Raw genomic sequence first — 16,143 nt, forward strand, 5'->3', positions numbered from 1 at the left:
CCTGCCCTGTACGGACGTGGCCTGTGCTGCGCGCCCGTTTGGGCCTGACCGATCCGGCCGACGCCGTGGGCGAGGCCGCCGAAGATGCCGCCTTTGAGGCCACATGGCGCTGGCTAACGATGCGGGCGCAAGCTTTGCTGGCCCTGCCGTTCGAAACGATGAGGCGCGAGGAGCTGGCCGCCGCTCTGGCCGAAATCGGCCGGATGGAGGGCGCAGCGTGAGACAGAAACTGGCCGCGGAGGCCATCGGCAGCTTCATGCTGTTCGCCACCGTGATCGGATCGGGGATCATGGCCGAAAGTCTGGCGGGCGGGAATATGGCCGTGGCGCTGCTGGGCAATACATTGGCCACGGGCGCCATGCTCTTTGTGCTGATCACCATGCTGGGCCCGGTGTCGGGGGCGCATTTCAACCCGGCCGTCTCGCTCGTCATGCGGCTGCGCGGAGAAATCACCAAGCCGCAGGCATGGGCCTATGTCGCGGCCCAACTGGCGGGCGGCATTCTGGGTGTTTGGGCGGCGCATGTCATGTTAGGCCTCCCGGTTCTGGAATTTTCGACCAAGGCGCGCAACGGTATGGGCCAATGGGTCAGCGAGGCCATCGCCACTTTCGGCCTGATCCTGACCATCCTAGGCGCGCTGGCCGCCAATTTCGCCGCCATTACCCTGTTTCCTGATGAGCCTGATCCCGATAAGGATGCCGCATGAACCGTTTGCGTGAACTTTCCGATCCCGATTACCTGCCCGCGCTCAAGCGTGAATATGTCCATGCCCGTCCGGCGCTGGGCCTTGGCGCGCTCGATCCACCGCCGCGCATCCTGCTGCTCTATGGCTCGCTGCGCGCGCGTTCCTATTCCCGGCTGGTGGTCGAGGAAGCCGCGCGCCTGCTGCTCCATTTCGGCTGCGAGGTGAGGATCTTTGATCCCGCCGACCTGCCCCTGCCCGATCAGGTGCCCGGCGATGACCACCCGGCGGTGCATGAATTGCGCGAACTCTCGCTCTGGTCCGAAGGGCAGGTGTGGTGCAGCCCGGAACGCCACGGCCAGATCACCGGCATCATGAAGACCCAGATCGACCACCTGCCGCTGGCCATGAAGGGGATGCGCCCTACGCAGGGCCGCACGCTGGCGGTGATGCAGGTCAGCGCCGGGTCGCAATCGTTCAATTCGGTCAATACCCTGCGCCTGCTGGGGCGCTGGATGCGGATGTTCACCATCCCCAACCAGTCCTCTGTGGCCAAAGCCTATGAGGAATTTGACGAAGCGGGCCGGATGAAGCCCTCGTCCTATTACGACCGCATCGTCGACGTGTGCGAGGAACTGGTGCGTTTTACCGTGCTGCTGCGCCCTCATACCGATCAGTTGGTGGATCGTTATTCCGAGAGGGTCGAGCGCGATCAGCCGGTGGCAAGCCCGGTGGAAAAGGCGGGTTTGGCCCAAAGCTGATGCTGGTCCTAGAGGTCAAGCTGCATCTGGGGCATCGCGTCTTGCGTGATCCGACGGGCGGAGGATCGCCCCTCCCCCCTGCGCGCGGTTGATCGCTTGCGGCTGCCGTGCCGCTGCTGAACGCTGTCGGCCTCGGCGCGCGCCTCGCGCGTGCGTCGCAGGGCGGCGATGGCCTGATGCGCGGCCCGCGCCGCCGCGCCATGGTCGACGATGGGCAAAGGGTAATCCGGGCACAGGGCCTGACGCTGGCCGCTGTCCAGCTTGTCCAGAGCATGAAGCCATGCGCCCGGAACCTGCGCGAGTTCGGGGACCCACGCCCGGATGAAGCGGCCCTGCGGGTCCTGATCCATCCCCTGCTTGGCGGGCGAATAGATCCGCACCGTGTTGATCCCGGTTTCCCCGGCCTGCATCTGACACTGGGGCCAGTGGATGCCCGGCTCGTAATCGATAAAGGCCCGCGCCAGCACCAGCCCGGCCTCCTGCCACGGCAGCCAGAGGTCATAGGCGGCAAAGCTCATCAGCATGGCGCGCATCCGAAAGGTGGTCCAGCCCGTGGCCTGCAAGGCGCGCATCACCGCATCCAGAAACGGATAGCCGGTGCGCCCCTGCGCCCATGCCGCCAGACGGGCGGGATCGGCGGGCGGACGCAGACCCTCATAGCGGCGGGCGAAGGGGCGAAATTCCGCCTCCGGCTCGCTCTCCAGCTTCTGGATGAAATGGCAATGCCAGTGCAGCCGGGCCATGAAGCTGCGCAAGGCCTGTCGCCAGTCCCGCGCCTCGGTCGGCAGGGCGGCATAGCGACTGCGGGTGGCCTGCCAAACTTCGCGCATCGAAACCGACCCATAGGCCAGATGCCACGACAGTCGAGAGCAGGCATCGGGCGCGCTGAGCGGCGAGGACATGGCGCGCGTGTAATGTTCGCCGCGTTCGAAAAGGAAGCTCTCCAGCGTGGCCAGTGCGGCGGCGCGTCCGGCGAGCACCGAAGCGCCTGCTTCATCGGGCGACAGACCCAAGGCCGCCGCGCCGGGCAAAGTGTCGCGGCCGGGCGCGGATTGCCAGACAACCGGAGGGACCGGCAGCAAGGGCTGCTCCATCATCGCATCCCATGCGGCGGCCCAATGGTCGCGGTTGAGGCCACGCCCCCGGATCACGCCGAACTGGCGCAGCTCGACAAAGGGAACGCCCTGCGCCCGCGCCCAGTGGCGCACCGCCCGGTCCCGCGTAAAGGTGAAGCCATTGCCCGTTTCCTCATGCGCCCACAGCGCAAAAGGCCCGATCTGCCCGCGCAATGCCTCCAGCTCGGCCACGGCATCGCCCACGCGCAGGCAAAGACGCCCGCCGCGCCGGGCAATGGCCTCGGCCAGATCGGCCATGCAGGCCCGCCAGAAACGCCACTGCCGCCCGGATGTGTCAGAGCCTTGCCAATAGGCAGGCTCGACGATGACAAGGGCAACGACCGGCCCGGCCAAGGCGGCGCGGTGAAGCGCGGCGTGATCCTCCAGCCGCAGATCGCGTTTGAACCATACGACTTGTGGGATTGGACCGCTGATCATCCTGACGCACCGATTGCGGCCCTTGCCCATTCCTATCCAAAGACCACTGTTGGCATGAACGACAGACCACCGAACCGGCAAGGTGGCTCTTCGGGCAAGGCGCACTTCCCGAAGGATCAGCTGGCCCCTTGCAAGCGAGACGGTATTTTCCACCCTATGCCCCGTCCGCCCCAGCAAACTCACGCCCCGTCCCGCCGCAACAGGCTGACGGTGTGGTATGATGGCGGCTGTCCGCTGTGCCTGCGCGAGATCGCGCTGATGCGGCGATGGGACCGCGCCGGAAACATCGCCTTCATCGACCTGGGCGTTCAGGCGCAGGCGTGTCCGCTCGACCGGCAGCTGATGCTGGCGCGTTTTCATGCGCAGGAGGATGGCGTGATGCTCGATGGCGCCGCCGCCTTTGCGGCCATGTGGCGCGCAATTCCTCGCCTGCGCCTGCTGGGCGAACTGGCCCGATACCGACTGGTGTTATGGGGTTTGGAGGCGGCCTATGCCGGGTTTCTCAAAATACGCCCCGTTTTGCAGAGATGGTTGCGATGATCGCCCAATTACAGGACTGTGGCCTGCACGGCCGGAACAACGAGCCGCGATCATGAAAATGCGCAAAAAAGGCGATCTGCCGACCAAGCTGTGCGCGGCCTGTCAGCGCCCTTTCGCATGGCGCAGGAAATGGGCGCGCGACTGGGATACGGTCCGTTATTGTTCGGACCGTTGCCGTTCATCCAAGGGTGGCCAGAAAGGCCTCGGCGTCACGCCATAGCTGATCCTGCTTTTCGGGCGCGAAATTGGCCCATGTGCGCAACATCTGGGCCATGCGCGGATTGCCGCGCAGACGCTCGGCATGGCGGGCGATGAAATGCCAATAGAGCAGGTTGAACGGGCAGGCGCGCTCCCCCTCTTTGGCCTTCACGTCATAGGCGCAGGCCCCGCAATAATCGCTCATGCGGTGGATATAGGCGCCGCTGGCGACATAGGGCTTACTGGCCAGCAGGCCGCCATCGGCAAACTGGCTCATCCCGATCGTATTGGGCAATTCGACCCATTCAAAGGCATCAGCATAGACCGCCAGATACCATTCATGCAGCGCATGGGGATCGATCCCGGCCAGCAATGCGAAATTGCCGGTCACCATCAGCCGCTGAATATGGTGGGCATAGGCTTCCTCGCGGGTCTGGGTGATGCAGGCGCCCATACAGGCCATCGAGGTATCGCCGCTCCAGTAGAACCAAGGCAGCGAACGATTGGCCTCCAGCGCGTTGGTTTTGGCATAATCGGGGCCCTGCCACCAATAGATGCCGCGCACATATTCGCGCCACCCGATGATCTGGCGGATAAATCCCTCGGCGCTGTTGATCGGCACCCGGCCTGCGCGCCATTCCTCTTCCACCGCGCGGCACATGGCCAAGGGATCGAGCAGGCCAAGGTTGAGATAGGGCGACACAACCGCATGATGCAAAAAGCGGTGCTCGGTCAGCATCGCATCCTGATTGCGCCCGAATTCGGGCAGCGCCACGCGCAGGAAATGCGCAAAGGCGGCCTCGGCCTGTTCGCGCGTGACGGCAAACCAGAAAGGCTCCAGATCGCCAAAATGGTCTGAAAAGCGCCGCTCCACCATATCCAGCACCTCGCACGTGATGGCGTCGGGCTCGAAACGCATCGGCTGGGGCAGGCCCAAAGCGCCGGGGGGCGGAGCGCGGTTGTCATGGTCGAAATTCCATTGGCCTCCGGCGGGCTTGTCGCCCTCCATCAACAGGCCCGTCTTGCGGCGCATCAGGCGATAGAAATGCTCCATGCGCGTGCCTCCCCCCGGCCGGAGGCGTCCTTCGGCCCATTGGGCGAAACCCTCGCGATCGGCCAGAAAGCGATCGTCGGGCAGGAGCGTTGCCCAGACGCGCATATCCTGCATCAGCCGCCATTCGCCCGGCTCGGTGGCGATTATTTCCTGTGCGCCCCATCGCGTGCGGGCGTGCTCGGCCTCGCCGCGCAAACTGCCCGTGTTGTCCGGATCATCAAGCCGGACATAATCCACCCGCCAGCCCGCACCGCGCAGTTCCTCGACGAAGTGCCGCATCGCCGACAGGACCAGCGCGATCCTCTTCTTGTGATGGCGCACATAGGTCGCCTCGGCGGCCACCTCGGCCATCAGAACGATGTCGGTTGCCCGGTCGGCCGCCTGAAGGGCGGAGAGGGAAAGGCTGAGTTGATCGCCCAGAACCAGAATGATGCGCGTCATGCATCACGGCTAACCTGCGCCTGCGCGGTGCGATGCCTGTTTTTTGGGGCAATTGTTGGGGGCAATTTTTGCGGCAGGCCCCGATCAAAATCCCGCCTCTATCGCCAGACGGACCGCATCGGCGGCGGTATGCACGCCCAGCGCCTGAAACATCGCCGCGCGGTGCATCTTGATCGTCCGCTCCGAGAGGCCCAGCTCATAGGCAATCTGCTTGTTGAGCCGCCCCCGCGCCATGGCCAGCAGCACCGCCCGCTGGCGCGGCGACAATTGCTCGACCTTGGTGCGGGCCGCATTTGCCCGGCCCAATTCGGCCTCGTCGGCAATTTCGACCTGCGAGCCGAGGAAATATTCCAGCACGCCCTCATTGTCGAAAATGGGCGCCACCATCACAGCATTGCGAAAAGGCTGGCCGTTCTTTCGATAGTTCAGGATCTCGACCATCACCGGCCGCTGCTCGCGGATACCCTCGCGCAGGGCCTCGATCAGGTCCGGCTCCGACCCCGGCCCGGTGAGAAAGCGGCAATTGCGCCCGATTACCTCGTCGCGACCATAGCCGGTCAGCGCCTCGAAAGCGGCATTGCATTCGATGATCGGATTGTCAGGCAGTCTGGGATTGCTGATGACGGCCGCCACCAGGCTGCCCTTGATCATATCGGAAATAGCCATAGGCCCAAACGCTTCCCATTCGGCAATTGCCACCATCAGCATCGCCCTCGTTGCGGCATACCCTTTAAGCCATGTTGCCGCCGACGGCCCCCTGTCTAGAGAGGCAAAGATGTTCAGCCATGACGCGAACCCTGTCGCGTCGCCGGGAGGCAGCCCATGAATTTCCTCACCTCGCTTCATTCCTGCGATGCCATGCTTGATGACGGGCATGATGAGGCGGCCCCTTCGGCCCCCGCCGTCGTGGCCAACACCAAGCCGGTTGTGCCCGAGCCGGTGCAGGAGGCCATCCGCACGCTGCTGCGCTGGGCTGGCGATGATCCCGCGCGCGAAGGGCTGATCGACACGCCCGCCCGCGTGGCGCGCGCGTGGCGCGAATATTGCGGCGGCTATGGCGAAGATCCGGCCGTGCATCTGGCGCGCCAGTTCGAGGAAGTGGGCGGCTATAACGAGATCGTCCTGCTCAAGGATATCCCTTTCCAGTCGCATTGCGAACACCACATGGCGCCGATCACCGGCAAGGCCAGCATCGCCTATCTGCCGCGCAACCGGGTGGTGGGCATTTCCAAACTGGCCCGCGTGCTCCACGGCTATGCCCGCCGCCTGCAGATTCAGGAACGGCTGACGGCGCAGGTCGCCCAATGCATCTGGGACAATCTTCAGCCGCTGGGCGTGGCGGTGACCATCGAGGCGCAGCACGGATGCATGACCGGGCGCGGCGTGCGCACGCCGGGCGTCGGCATGGTGACCAGCCGGATGATGGGCACCTTCCTCGAAGATCCTCGCAGCCGCAAGGAAGTGCTCGCGCTGATGGGATATTGAGCGGGTGACGGCGATGCGGATTGTCATTATCGGTGCGGGCATGTCGGGTCTGGCCTGCGCCCAGGCTCTCGAACAGATGGGCCATGAGGTTACCCTGTTCGACAAGGGGCGCGGGCCGGGCGGGCGCATGTCGACACGGCGCGTGGCTCTGGACGAGGCGCAAATTTCATTCGACCATGGCGCGCAGTTCTTCACCGCCCGCGAGGAGGCATTCCGCGCGCAGGTGGAACAGTGGCGCAAGGACGGACTGGTAGCCTGCTGGCCCGCTGCGCAGGATGATGCTTGGGTGGGAACGCCCGGCATGAATGCGCCCATCGCCCATATGGCCAGCGCCCATAACGCCCGATTTGCTAGCCATGCCATGGGGCTGGTGCGCGAGGGGGCCGACTGGCGCGTGCTGCTGCATGACGGCAGCCGCCATGGTCCCTATGATGCGGCGGTGCTGGCGCTGCCCGCCGAACAGGCGGCGGCCTTTCTCGGCACCTATGACCTGACCATGGCGGCCTGCGCCATTGCCGCGCGCTCACAGCCCTGCTGGACCGCGATGATGGCCTTTGCGGAAAGATTGCCGATTGCGGCCGATGTTCTGCGCCCCTCCGGCCCGGTCGGCTGGGCCGCGCGCAACAGCGCCAAGCCGGGCCGCCCGGCAACCGAGGCATGGGTGGTGCAGGCCAGCCCCGCCTGGTCTACCGAGCATCTGGAAGATGACGCGGCGCAGGTGGCCGAATTCCTGGCCGACTGGCTGGCGGGGCAGGCCGGTGGCTCGCCCCTGCCCGTCCGGCTTCACCTGTCGGCCCACCGTTGGCGCTATGCCGTTGCGCAGCGCTCGCCAAGGGGCGCTCTGTGGAACGCCAATCTGCGGCTTGGCGCCTGCGGAGACTGGCTGCTGGGCCCGAGGATCGAATTGGCATGGCTGTCGGGGACGAAGCTGGCGGGGCTTATCGGGGGCTGATAGCACACCCCTCATTGGGGGTGCTTGATGGGCAAACTGTCGCCCCCGGCGCGGTTGGGCATGGCGCCGTGCGCAGCAATGGCGCCTCATGCGTCAGAATGACATGGCGCCGAGCAGTGTTCTGACGGAAATGCTTTCGCAAGCGATTGGGCATCAATCCGGATCTGCAGCTGACAAAGATAGACCAGAACGGCGATCAGGGCAAAAATCATCATAATGGAGCGATATGTTCAAAAACATGCATTATGAATATTTTATGTCAATTATTTCCCGTGACTTACCCCTGCATCAGGTATAGCCAAAAAAGAAATTCCATGAATGCGGGGGCATTTGAGTGATCAATAAGAATACGAACCGCCGCCGGTTTCAGGTGGCGCGCTTTTTTGTGCATGGCAGCACTCTTGCCTTGATCGCCGCGATCCCCACCCACGCTCTGGCGCAATGCAGCCCCGATCCCACACAGGCCAACACCGCCGTCACCTGTTCCGGCACGGACAGCGATGGCATCACGATCACGACCAGTTCCTCACCCCTGACCGTCAATTCCGGGGCCAGTGTCAACAATTCGGGCGCGTCGGCCATTACGGTATCCGTGCCCGCCTCGGCCTCCTCCTATTTTCGCGCCGCCAATATCACGGTCAACGGATCGGTTTCGGCCACCGGCGCTGCCGGAATCAGTGTGCTTTCCCGCCCCGCCGGCTCTGTCGGCGTTGACTATTACGGCATGTCCGGGATCATCACCGTCGGGGCGGGAGCCTCGATTGGCGGTACCTATGGCATCGCGCTTGAGCAGGTTTCGGGCTACCCCTACGGCTCGGTCTATGTCAGCCTCGACAATGCGGGCACGATCAGCGGGTCCGGCGGCGTGGCCCTGCTGGCCGGTTCAGGATATGCATCCTATTTTACGGGCATCACCAACCGGGCAAGCGGAACCATCGGCGCGATCCAAGGGTCTGTCACCTCGGTCACGAACGATGGCACGATTGCCGGTGGCGGACTGAGCGCGATCTACAACAGCTACAATCTCTATTCCAATATCACGAACACGGGGACCATCCGTTCCTCCAGCGCCTCGGGCACGATCGCCAACTTTTCGGGCACGATCAGCAACAGCGGCACCATCACGAATACCGGCACCGGCTCTGCCATCAACTCGCTTTATGTGTGGCTGACCAATCAGGCGGGCGGGTCGATCACCGGCTCTGGCAGCAGCGTGGTAAGCTCCAATCTTACCAGCACCCCGTCCAACGCCATAAATCTGACCAATTCCGGTTCGATCATCAACACCGGCACGGGCATGACGCTTTATGGCGGCCAGATCATCGTCACCAACAATGCCGGAGCCACAATCGGCACCGGCGCGGGCGGGACCGCGATCTATGCGGGGACCTCGCTGAACCTGACCAATGCGGGCACGATCAACGGCAATGTCACCGCCGGTTTCCTGCCTGCCTATTCCTATAATCTGGGCAACACCATCGATTCCACCGCCGGTACGATCAACGGCAATCTGACGCTGGGCAATGGCAATGACACGCTGATTGCCACGCTCAGGAACGGCAGCCTCTATACCGGGATTACCGGCACAATCGACGGCGGGGGCGGCACCAATACGGTCAGCCTGCAGACCAACAGCGACGTCACCCTGTCTGCGGCGCTGACGCTGCCGACGGGGTTCTCGTCGGTGGGCTTTGTCCCCGCTTCGGGCACGACACTGACGCTGGCCAATGGTTTTGCGAACAGCGGAGCGATCAATTTCACCGGATCGGGCACGCTTGACAACCAGACCAGCCTCAGCGGCACCGGCACGATCTTCACCGGGGCAAACTACGGCTTAGGCGGCACGTTCAGGAACAGCGGCACAATCACCAGCAGCAATGCCGGTGGGAGCGCGGCCGTGACCCTGTCCGGCTTTGTCAGCCTGAACAACACGGGCACCATTTCGGCCAGCGGCAATGCCGTTTCCGCAACGAGCGGCACCATAACCAACAGCGGCACAATCACGGCCGGCGGCACCGCCGTGACCTCAAACAGCAATATCACCAACAGCGGCACGATCAGCGGCGCGTCGATCGGCGTGGCGAGTGGCGGCGGCACTCTGGTCAATACCGGCACGATCCAGTCGAGCGGTACCGCGTTTCAGACCAGTTCCTATTCCACGCTGGACAACCGCGCCGGCGGGGTGGTGACGGGCGGCCTCGCCGCGGTCGGCGGGATTGGGTATGGTTTCAACAACCGCGTCATCAACGCCGGGACGATCAATGGCAATGTCAATCTTGCCAGCACCGGCTATGCCAGCGGCAACCTCTATTATGCGGTAACCGGCGGCGTGCTGAACGGCAATCTGACGATCGGGCAAGGCGATACGCTGATCACCGATCTGGTCAACACGGGCAGAGGCGCCTTTGCCGGCATCAACGGCACGGTCAGCGCCAGCAACTCCAGCCTGATCTACAATGTCAACGCCAATGCCAGCGCGACGCCCGGCCCGCCTTCCGGCTTTTCCTCGCTGGGTTATCAGTTGTCCAACAATGCGACCCTTTCGCTGACCGGGCAGAGCGCGCTCACCTCGCCCCTCACGCTCGCAGGCATTGGCTCGGTCAATCTGAACGGCTCGCTCAGTTCCAGCAGCGGCCCTCTCATATATACCACTTCGGTTCAGGCGCCCTCGGGTGGCGGCGGCAATCCTGCGTCAACGGCGCTGGCGATCACCAATAATGGCAGCCTCACCGTTGCCCGGGCCGGCAGTTCCATCTTTACGCCCGTCGTTATGGCCATGGGGTCCGGCTCAAGCCTGGTGAACAACGGATCGATTGTCGTAACCAACACCGCGGGCAATGCCGTTTCCGGCGCTTCGGCCATCAGCCTCTATGGGCCCTTGGTCAACACCGGCACCATTTCGATCGCCGGTGCGCAAGGCATTTCCATCGGCAGCACCTGGAACACCGCCAACACCCATCCCGATACCACCCTGTTCAACAGCGGCCAGATTACCGCCGATGGTGCCGCCATTATACAGTACGGAAAGGTCGACATCACCAATTCGGGCTCGATCACCAGCCGCACGACCACCGCGATCGCCCAATATTCCGGCTTTAATTCGACCATCACCAATCTGGCCGGGGCAACCATTTCCGGCGCGGCAACCGCCATCCAAATGGCCGGCGGAATGGTCAGCAATGCCGGGACGATCAACGGCGACATCAATTTCGGTTACAGCAGCGGAACCTATGTTGCCAATGGCGGCATGCTGAACGGCAATCTGGCCTTCGGCTATGGCGACAATATGCTGATCGAAACGGGTCAAGGCTATGGCGTGACCGGCACGATCAGCACGACCGGAGGCACGATCAGCCTGGGCCATCAGCGCAGCGGCACGACCACGGTGGCGCTGGGCGGCGCCTTGCCCGCCAATTTCATGCAGGAATTCGCCATTGCGGCAGGGGCGGCCTCGCGCATCACCCTCACCGGCCCATCGTCCTATACCGGCACGATCTACGTCGGCGGCGATGGCACGATCATCAACCAACTGGCCAGCAGCGGCAGCATCTATTCGCTCAATTACACATCCTATCTCAACACCGAACTGGCTGGCTTGGTCAACCGGGCCAATGTCGGCAGCATCTATGTCAATGCAGGCCTGTTTGACAATTCGGCCACTGTTGGCTCGGTCCGCCTGTCTGGCAATGCCGTCACCCTGTGGACCGGGATAGGGCTCAATTTCAGCAACAGCGGCACGATCCTCAACGCGGGCAGCAACCCTGCCGTCGCGCTTTATGGCTCATCGCCCAATGCCAACAGCACGATTGCCAACAGCGGGACAATCAATGGCGGAATGATCGTTTCGCTCATCGGCGGGGCAGGCACAACGGCCAGCATCACCAATTCCGGAACGATCACCGGCTACACGCAAAGCTATTATACCTATTCTCCGACGCCGCCCTATTATGCCGTCCTCACCATCAATTATGCCATCAACGCGTCGATCACCGGCAGCCAGAACCTGAGCCTGAACAACAGCGGCACGATAACCGGCGATGTCGTGCTGACAGGCGCCCCGGTGGTCTTGACCAACACGGGCACGATGACGGGCCGGATCTTTACCGGCACCGGCAATGACGCCTTTGCCTTTGGCGGCGCGTTCACGGGCGCGCTCGATGGCGGGGCGGGCACCAATACGCTGGCCATCACCGGCGGCAATCAGAGCTTTTCCTCGATCAGCAACATCGCCGCCCTGACGCAGAGCGGCGGCTTCGCCACGGTCTCGGGTACGGCTGCTCTGGGCTCGATCGGGCTGACGGGCGGGCGACTGGTGGGTCTGGCCGGATCGGTGATCAATGCCAACTCGATTGCCGTGGGCAGCGGGGCGACCTTCGGCTCGGCCGGTACGGTCAACGGCAATATCTCGGTCAGCGGCATCCTGAGCCCCGGCGCGTCGCCCGGCACGATGACGGTCAACGGCAATGTGACGCTGAACAGCGGCTCGACCTCACTGTTCGAAATCGCGCCCACCGCGCAGGACAAGCTGATCGTCAACGGCAAGCTGGTCATCGCCTCGGGCAGCACGTTGCAGATCGCGGCCACCACCCCGATCAAGGTGGGCAGCACGCTGAACCTTATCAGCGCCTCGGGCGGGATTACCGGCACCTATGACAAGGTAACCGGCCTGCCCGGCGTGGTCAGAACGCAGTCTAACGGCGATCTGGGCCTGCTGGTGCAATTTGCCAATTCCGCCGCCTATAATCCGCAGGTGCAACGCGCGATCACCTATGTGAACAATGCGATGGCGGCCAGCAACGCGCCCGCCGCGTTGTTCCCGGCGCTGATGGCGCTGCAGGATGGCAACGGCGCGCCTGTCACCACTGCTTTTGCACGGATCACGCCTGAACCCTATGCCGATGCGATGGAAATCGGCGCGGAAACCGCTCTGTCGCTGGCAGCAGCCGGGCGCACGATGGGCCTGGGCGAAGATCGCGGAGGCAATCACGTTTTTGCCTTTGGCCAGACGCTGGGCAGCCTGCGCCAGTTTGCAGGTCATGAAACGCAGGGGATCAGCCGCGCGACGATCAATGGCTACGGCGTGCTGGGCGGATTGGGCTTTGGGGGCGAAGGCTATGCGCTCTCGGCCTATGTCGGCTGGGTTGATCAGAACCAGTCGGTCGGCGCCATCGGGGCTTCGACCAGCGCGCGCGGGATCGTGGGCGGCATGGCCTTGCGCCTGGGCGGCAGCAACACCAGCGTGACCCTGTCGGCATCCTATGACGCGGCGCGGGCAACCACCCGGCGCAACGTTCCCGATGCCGGACAGGTTTCGGCCGGTTACACCCTGCCCAGCTTCTCGCTGGACGCTTCGATCAGCCATGTTTTTGACCTGTCTCAGGGCTGGCAGCTTCGCCCGCATCTGGGCGCCACCTGGGTCCGCACGCATCACGGCGCGCTGAAGGAGGCAAGCGCTCATCCTTTCGCGCTGAATATCGATGAGGCCACGCGCAGGCAGGGCTTTCTCGATGCCGGGCTGGGCTTTGAAAATGCGCCCGACGCCAAGGGGCCTTGGCGTTCGTTCCTGACGCTGGGCATGCGCTATCGCCTGAAAAGCGATGCGGTTTCGGCCATCGCGGGAATGGCGGGCGGTGGCTATGGTCTGATGGCCTATGGCTTCGGCCGCGATCCGGTCAGCGCCACGGCGGCCGTCGGCGGCGAATATCGCCTCTCGCCCGGTGCCGTGCTGTTCCTCAATGCCTCTGGCGAACTGGGCCAAAGCGGCAAGCGTGAGAGCGTGACGGCGGGGCTGCGCTGGCGGATCTAGGAAGCCGGAAAGAGCGGATGGGTGGGGCTGGTATTCGCGACTTATGCTGTTACGCCCCTTTGCGGGCGGGCCGGGATGCCGGAACCAGCCGGAACACCCCGCCCGACAGGGGCCCGAACCTAGAGGGACCCCACGTTGATTGCCGAACCGTCAACAAGACGGTTGAGGCGGAAATGGGCCGGATCGACACTCGTCGCATCATTGGCCACCAGTTCTGACATCAGCTTGCCGATGCCCGGCCCCAGACCGAAACCATGCCCCGAACAACCGGCGGCCAGATACAGCCCGCCAATCCGATCCACCGCCGATACCACCGGCACCGCATCGGGCGTGCAGTCGACATAGGCACCCCACGCGCCATCCAGTTCCAGATTGGCCAGTTGCGGAAATGTGCCGACAAGATTGGCCTTGATCGCCGCGACCAGCTTGGGGTTGGGCTTGGGCGACAGCACGCGCGTGGCCTCAAAGATGGACGGATCATGGCCCAGCACGGCCGAGAGCGATTCCGGCCCCGTAAAGAAAGAACCGCTGACGCCCAACTGCACCGCCTTGAGACGCTGGATGAATTGCGGCATGAATTCGCGGGCGAAACGGATGCCCTGCGGGGTCAGTTCCAGTGTCGCGCGGCCGCTGATGGCAAGGGTGTAGCTGCCGTCAAGCCGCCGCGTCATCGCCAGATCGGGGCAATAGACCACCTCGCCAAGATTGACGGTGGGTTTGGTGCGCAGGGCTGTCTGGCGCACGCTGGCCTGCGGAAAGGTTACACCATGGCGGCGCATGAAGGCCGATGCCCATGCCCCGCCCGCGCAGACCACGGCATCGGCGCGGATCGTGCCGCGTTCGGTATGCAGGCCCGAAACCCGTCCATTGGTCAGATCCAGTCCGCGTGCGGCGCAGTTCTGGTGGATGGTCGCGCCAAGCTGCCTTGCCCCTTCGGCCAGAACGGGCGCGGCCAGCGCCGGTTCGGCCTTGCCGTCATGGACCGAATGCAGCCCGCCCACCCATTGCCGCCGGTTCTGGGGGATGCGCTCTGCGGCCTGCGCGCCGGTCAGCATGTGGGTTTCGACCCCGAACTCCTTGGCCACCGGGCGCCAGCCCTCCCATGCGGCCAGCGTCGCGGCATCATCGGTGGCATAGACCAGGCCCGTGCGGCGAAAGCCCGGATCCATGCCGATGTCGCCGCGCATCTCATCCCACAGCCGCATCGAGAGCAGCGAGAGCGGCATCTCTCGCCGGTCGCGGTTCTGCTGGCGGCACCAGCCCCACGTGCGGCTCGATTGTTCGCAGCCGACATAGCCCTTTTCGACCAGCGCCACGCGCAAACCGCGCCGCGCCAGATAATAGGCCGATGTCGTGCCGACGATACCACCCCCGATCACGGCGACATCGACCGCATCGGGCAGATGCTCGTCGCTCGCGACCGGTTGAACAACAGGATGCATTTCCTCACCTCTCATCAAGCGATGGCGGACCATCCATCACAAATATTTGTCCATCACAGATATTTGAGCCACCAGATGTCCTTGCGGGCCTTCTTGAAATTGGAAAACCAGCGGGTGGGAAAATAAAGCGGCACAATGATGGCAAGGTAGAACACCCATACCCAGCCCAGCGAGTCAAAACCGAAGATGTCGCCATGGTTGGTGCCGAACACGGCGCGCGCGGTCAGATAGAAAATGCGCAGCAAATAGAGATGAAAGAGATAGAAGAACATCGGCGCGCTGCCCAGCACCGAGAGCCAGTGGGTAATGCGCGCGTGATTGACGCGTTCAAACAGGGCCAGCAGGATCAGCCCGGTGCCCAGCGTGGGCAGGAGGAAGAGCAGCGAAGGCGGATATTTGGTCAGGGCCAGAAAGCTCATGACGGTGCGGATGGTGCTGCCTTCGACCGTGAACCACGGGGCGTCGCCATAGATGTTGATCGCGCGCAGGATGACAAAGCCCGCGATCATCGCCGCGCCGACGGCCGTCAGCCGGGCCATCCGGGCCTCGGGCGCAAGCCGGGAAAACCACGAGCCCGCCGACCAGCCAAGGCAGATCACCCCGATCCACGGCACCACCGGATAGTTGAACTTGACCACCATGCCCGCCAGTTCGATCTGCGAACGCTTGTGCAGGATGGCCCAAGGGATGAACATCGGGCTGTCAGGGGCAAAAGACACCCCGTCAAACAGATTGTGCCCGCCCACAATGGCCAGCCCCAGCAGCAGCACCGCCCGCCCCGGCAGATGGATCAGGCCCGCCAGCACGATCATGCAAAGGCCGATGGCCCAGATCACCTGAAGAAACACGAAATGGAAGGGAAATTCGGCCCGCCATGAAAAATTGACCAGCGTGAGTTCGAGCAGGACCAGAAAGGCCCCGCGCCGCAGCAGAAAATCGCTGGTTTCGGCCAGAGTATGCCGCTGGCTGTAGAGATAGGCCGAAAGGCCGGTCAGCGCGACGAAGATGGGGGCGCACAGCGTGCTGGTGATCCGGGTAAAGAACAGCGCAGGGATGGCCGTGCGCGCATCGACCGGATCGCCCACCGGGACGTAGAGAAACCATGTCTCGCGCACATGGTCGAGCAGCATGAAGAGCATCACCAGCCCGCGCAACGCATCAATGCTTTGCAATCTCGTGGCCGTTGCGGCCCTGTCAGTTTTTGCAGGCGGAGTATCAGTCTGATTCCA

Annotated in this window: 12 protein-coding genes and 1 pseudogene; 8 read left to right on the forward strand and 5 right to left on the reverse strand. The window is 63.7% G+C overall.

Going from position 1 to position 16,143, the window contains the following annotated elements:
* Positions 1-23 precede the first annotated feature (23 nt).
* From BGP00_RS01750 to arsH, 3 genes and pseudogenes are all read left to right on the forward strand, one after another.
* Positions 24-221: a hypothetical protein gene (locus BGP00_RS01750; RefSeq protein ID WP_292921818.1), complete on the forward strand. Its 198-nt coding sequence runs from the start codon at positions 24-26 to the stop codon at positions 219-221.
* Positions 218-634 (forward strand): annotated as a pseudogene (locus tag BGP00_RS01755) (aquaporin); the annotation flags it as partial. The gene BGP00_RS01750 and the pseudogene BGP00_RS01755, both read left to right, overlap by 4 nt.
* 68 nt (positions 635-702) lie before the next feature.
* Positions 703-1,443: an arsenical resistance protein ArsH gene (gene arsH, locus BGP00_RS01760; protein ID WP_168601707.1), complete on the forward strand. Its 741-nt coding sequence runs from the start codon at positions 703-705 to the stop codon at positions 1,441-1,443.
* 8 nt (positions 1,444-1,451) lie between these two features.
* On the opposite strand, the gene BGP00_RS01765 is transcribed toward arsH, so the two are convergent.
* The gene (locus tag BGP00_RS01765) at positions 1,452-2,996 is read right to left on the reverse strand and encodes an FAD-binding domain-containing protein (protein WP_292921817.1); all 1,545 of its coding nucleotides are present in this window, start codon (positions 2,994-2,996) and stop codon (positions 1,452-1,454) included.
* 156 nt (positions 2,997-3,152) lie between these two features.
* Here BGP00_RS01765 and BGP00_RS01770 point away from each other — a divergent pair, with 156 nt between their 5' ends.
* Both BGP00_RS01770 and BGP00_RS01775 read left to right on the forward strand, forming a co-directional pair.
* A complete protein-coding gene (locus tag BGP00_RS01770; RefSeq protein WP_292921816.1) occupies positions 3,153-3,536 on the forward strand; it encodes a DCC1-like thiol-disulfide oxidoreductase family protein in 384 nt (127 codons plus the stop codon).
* A 58-nt stretch (positions 3,537-3,594) separates the two neighbouring features.
* The gene (locus BGP00_RS01775; RefSeq protein ID WP_292921837.1) at positions 3,595-3,756 is read left to right on the forward strand and encodes a DUF2256 domain-containing protein; all 162 of its coding nucleotides are present in this window, start codon (positions 3,595-3,597) and stop codon (positions 3,754-3,756) included.
* Here BGP00_RS01775 and BGP00_RS01780 read toward each other — a convergent pair.
* Both BGP00_RS01780 and BGP00_RS01785 read right to left on the reverse strand, forming a co-directional pair.
* Positions 3,715-5,229, reverse strand: coding sequence for a cryptochrome/photolyase family protein (locus BGP00_RS01780; protein ID WP_292921815.1), 1,515 nt, complete (start codon positions 5,227-5,229; stop codon positions 3,715-3,717). The genes BGP00_RS01775 and BGP00_RS01780 overlap by 42 nt on opposite strands.
* Positions 5,230-5,313: 84 nt before the next feature.
* Complete coding sequence (locus tag BGP00_RS01785) at positions 5,314-5,895, reverse strand: PAS domain-containing protein (protein ID WP_168601702.1); 582 nt, start codon at positions 5,893-5,895, stop codon at positions 5,314-5,316.
* Positions 5,896-6,087: 192 nt separating this feature from the next.
* On the opposite strand from BGP00_RS01785, the gene folE reads away from it, so the two are divergent.
* The 3 genes from folE to BGP00_RS01800 all read left to right on the forward strand — a co-directional run bounded on the left by folE (position 6,088) and on the right by BGP00_RS01800 (position 13,472).
* Entirely contained in the window at positions 6,088-6,714 is a 627-nt protein-coding gene (folE, locus tag BGP00_RS01790; RefSeq protein ID WP_292921836.1) for a GTP cyclohydrolase I FolE, read from the forward strand.
* Between the two features lie 13 nt (positions 6,715-6,727).
* Positions 6,728-7,666, forward strand: coding sequence for an FAD-dependent oxidoreductase (locus BGP00_RS01795; protein WP_292921814.1), 939 nt, complete (start codon positions 6,728-6,730; stop codon positions 7,664-7,666).
* A gap of 334 nt (positions 7,667-8,000) precedes the next feature.
* Entirely contained in the window at positions 8,001-13,472 is a 5,472-nt protein-coding gene (locus BGP00_RS01800; protein WP_292921813.1) for a hypothetical protein, read from the forward strand.
* 119 nt (positions 13,473-13,591) lie between these two features.
* On the opposite strand, the gene BGP00_RS01805 is transcribed toward BGP00_RS01800, so the two are convergent.
* Together BGP00_RS01805 and BGP00_RS01810 are read right to left on the reverse strand one after the other, a co-directional pair.
* On the reverse strand, positions 13,592-14,914 hold the full coding sequence (locus BGP00_RS01805; RefSeq protein ID WP_292921812.1) for an FAD-binding oxidoreductase: 1,323 nt from the start codon (positions 14,912-14,914) through the stop codon (positions 13,592-13,594).
* A gap of 53 nt (positions 14,915-14,967) precedes the next feature.
* Positions 14,968-16,086, reverse strand: coding sequence for a heparan-alpha-glucosaminide N-acetyltransferase domain-containing protein (locus BGP00_RS01810; protein WP_292921811.1), 1,119 nt, complete (start codon positions 16,084-16,086; stop codon positions 14,968-14,970).
* Positions 16,087-16,143 lie beyond the last annotated feature (57 nt).

It is taken from the genome of Novosphingobium sp. 63-713 (genome assembly GCF_001898925.1).
Classification (GTDB): Bacteria; Pseudomonadota; Alphaproteobacteria; order Sphingomonadales; family Sphingomonadaceae; genus Novosphingobium.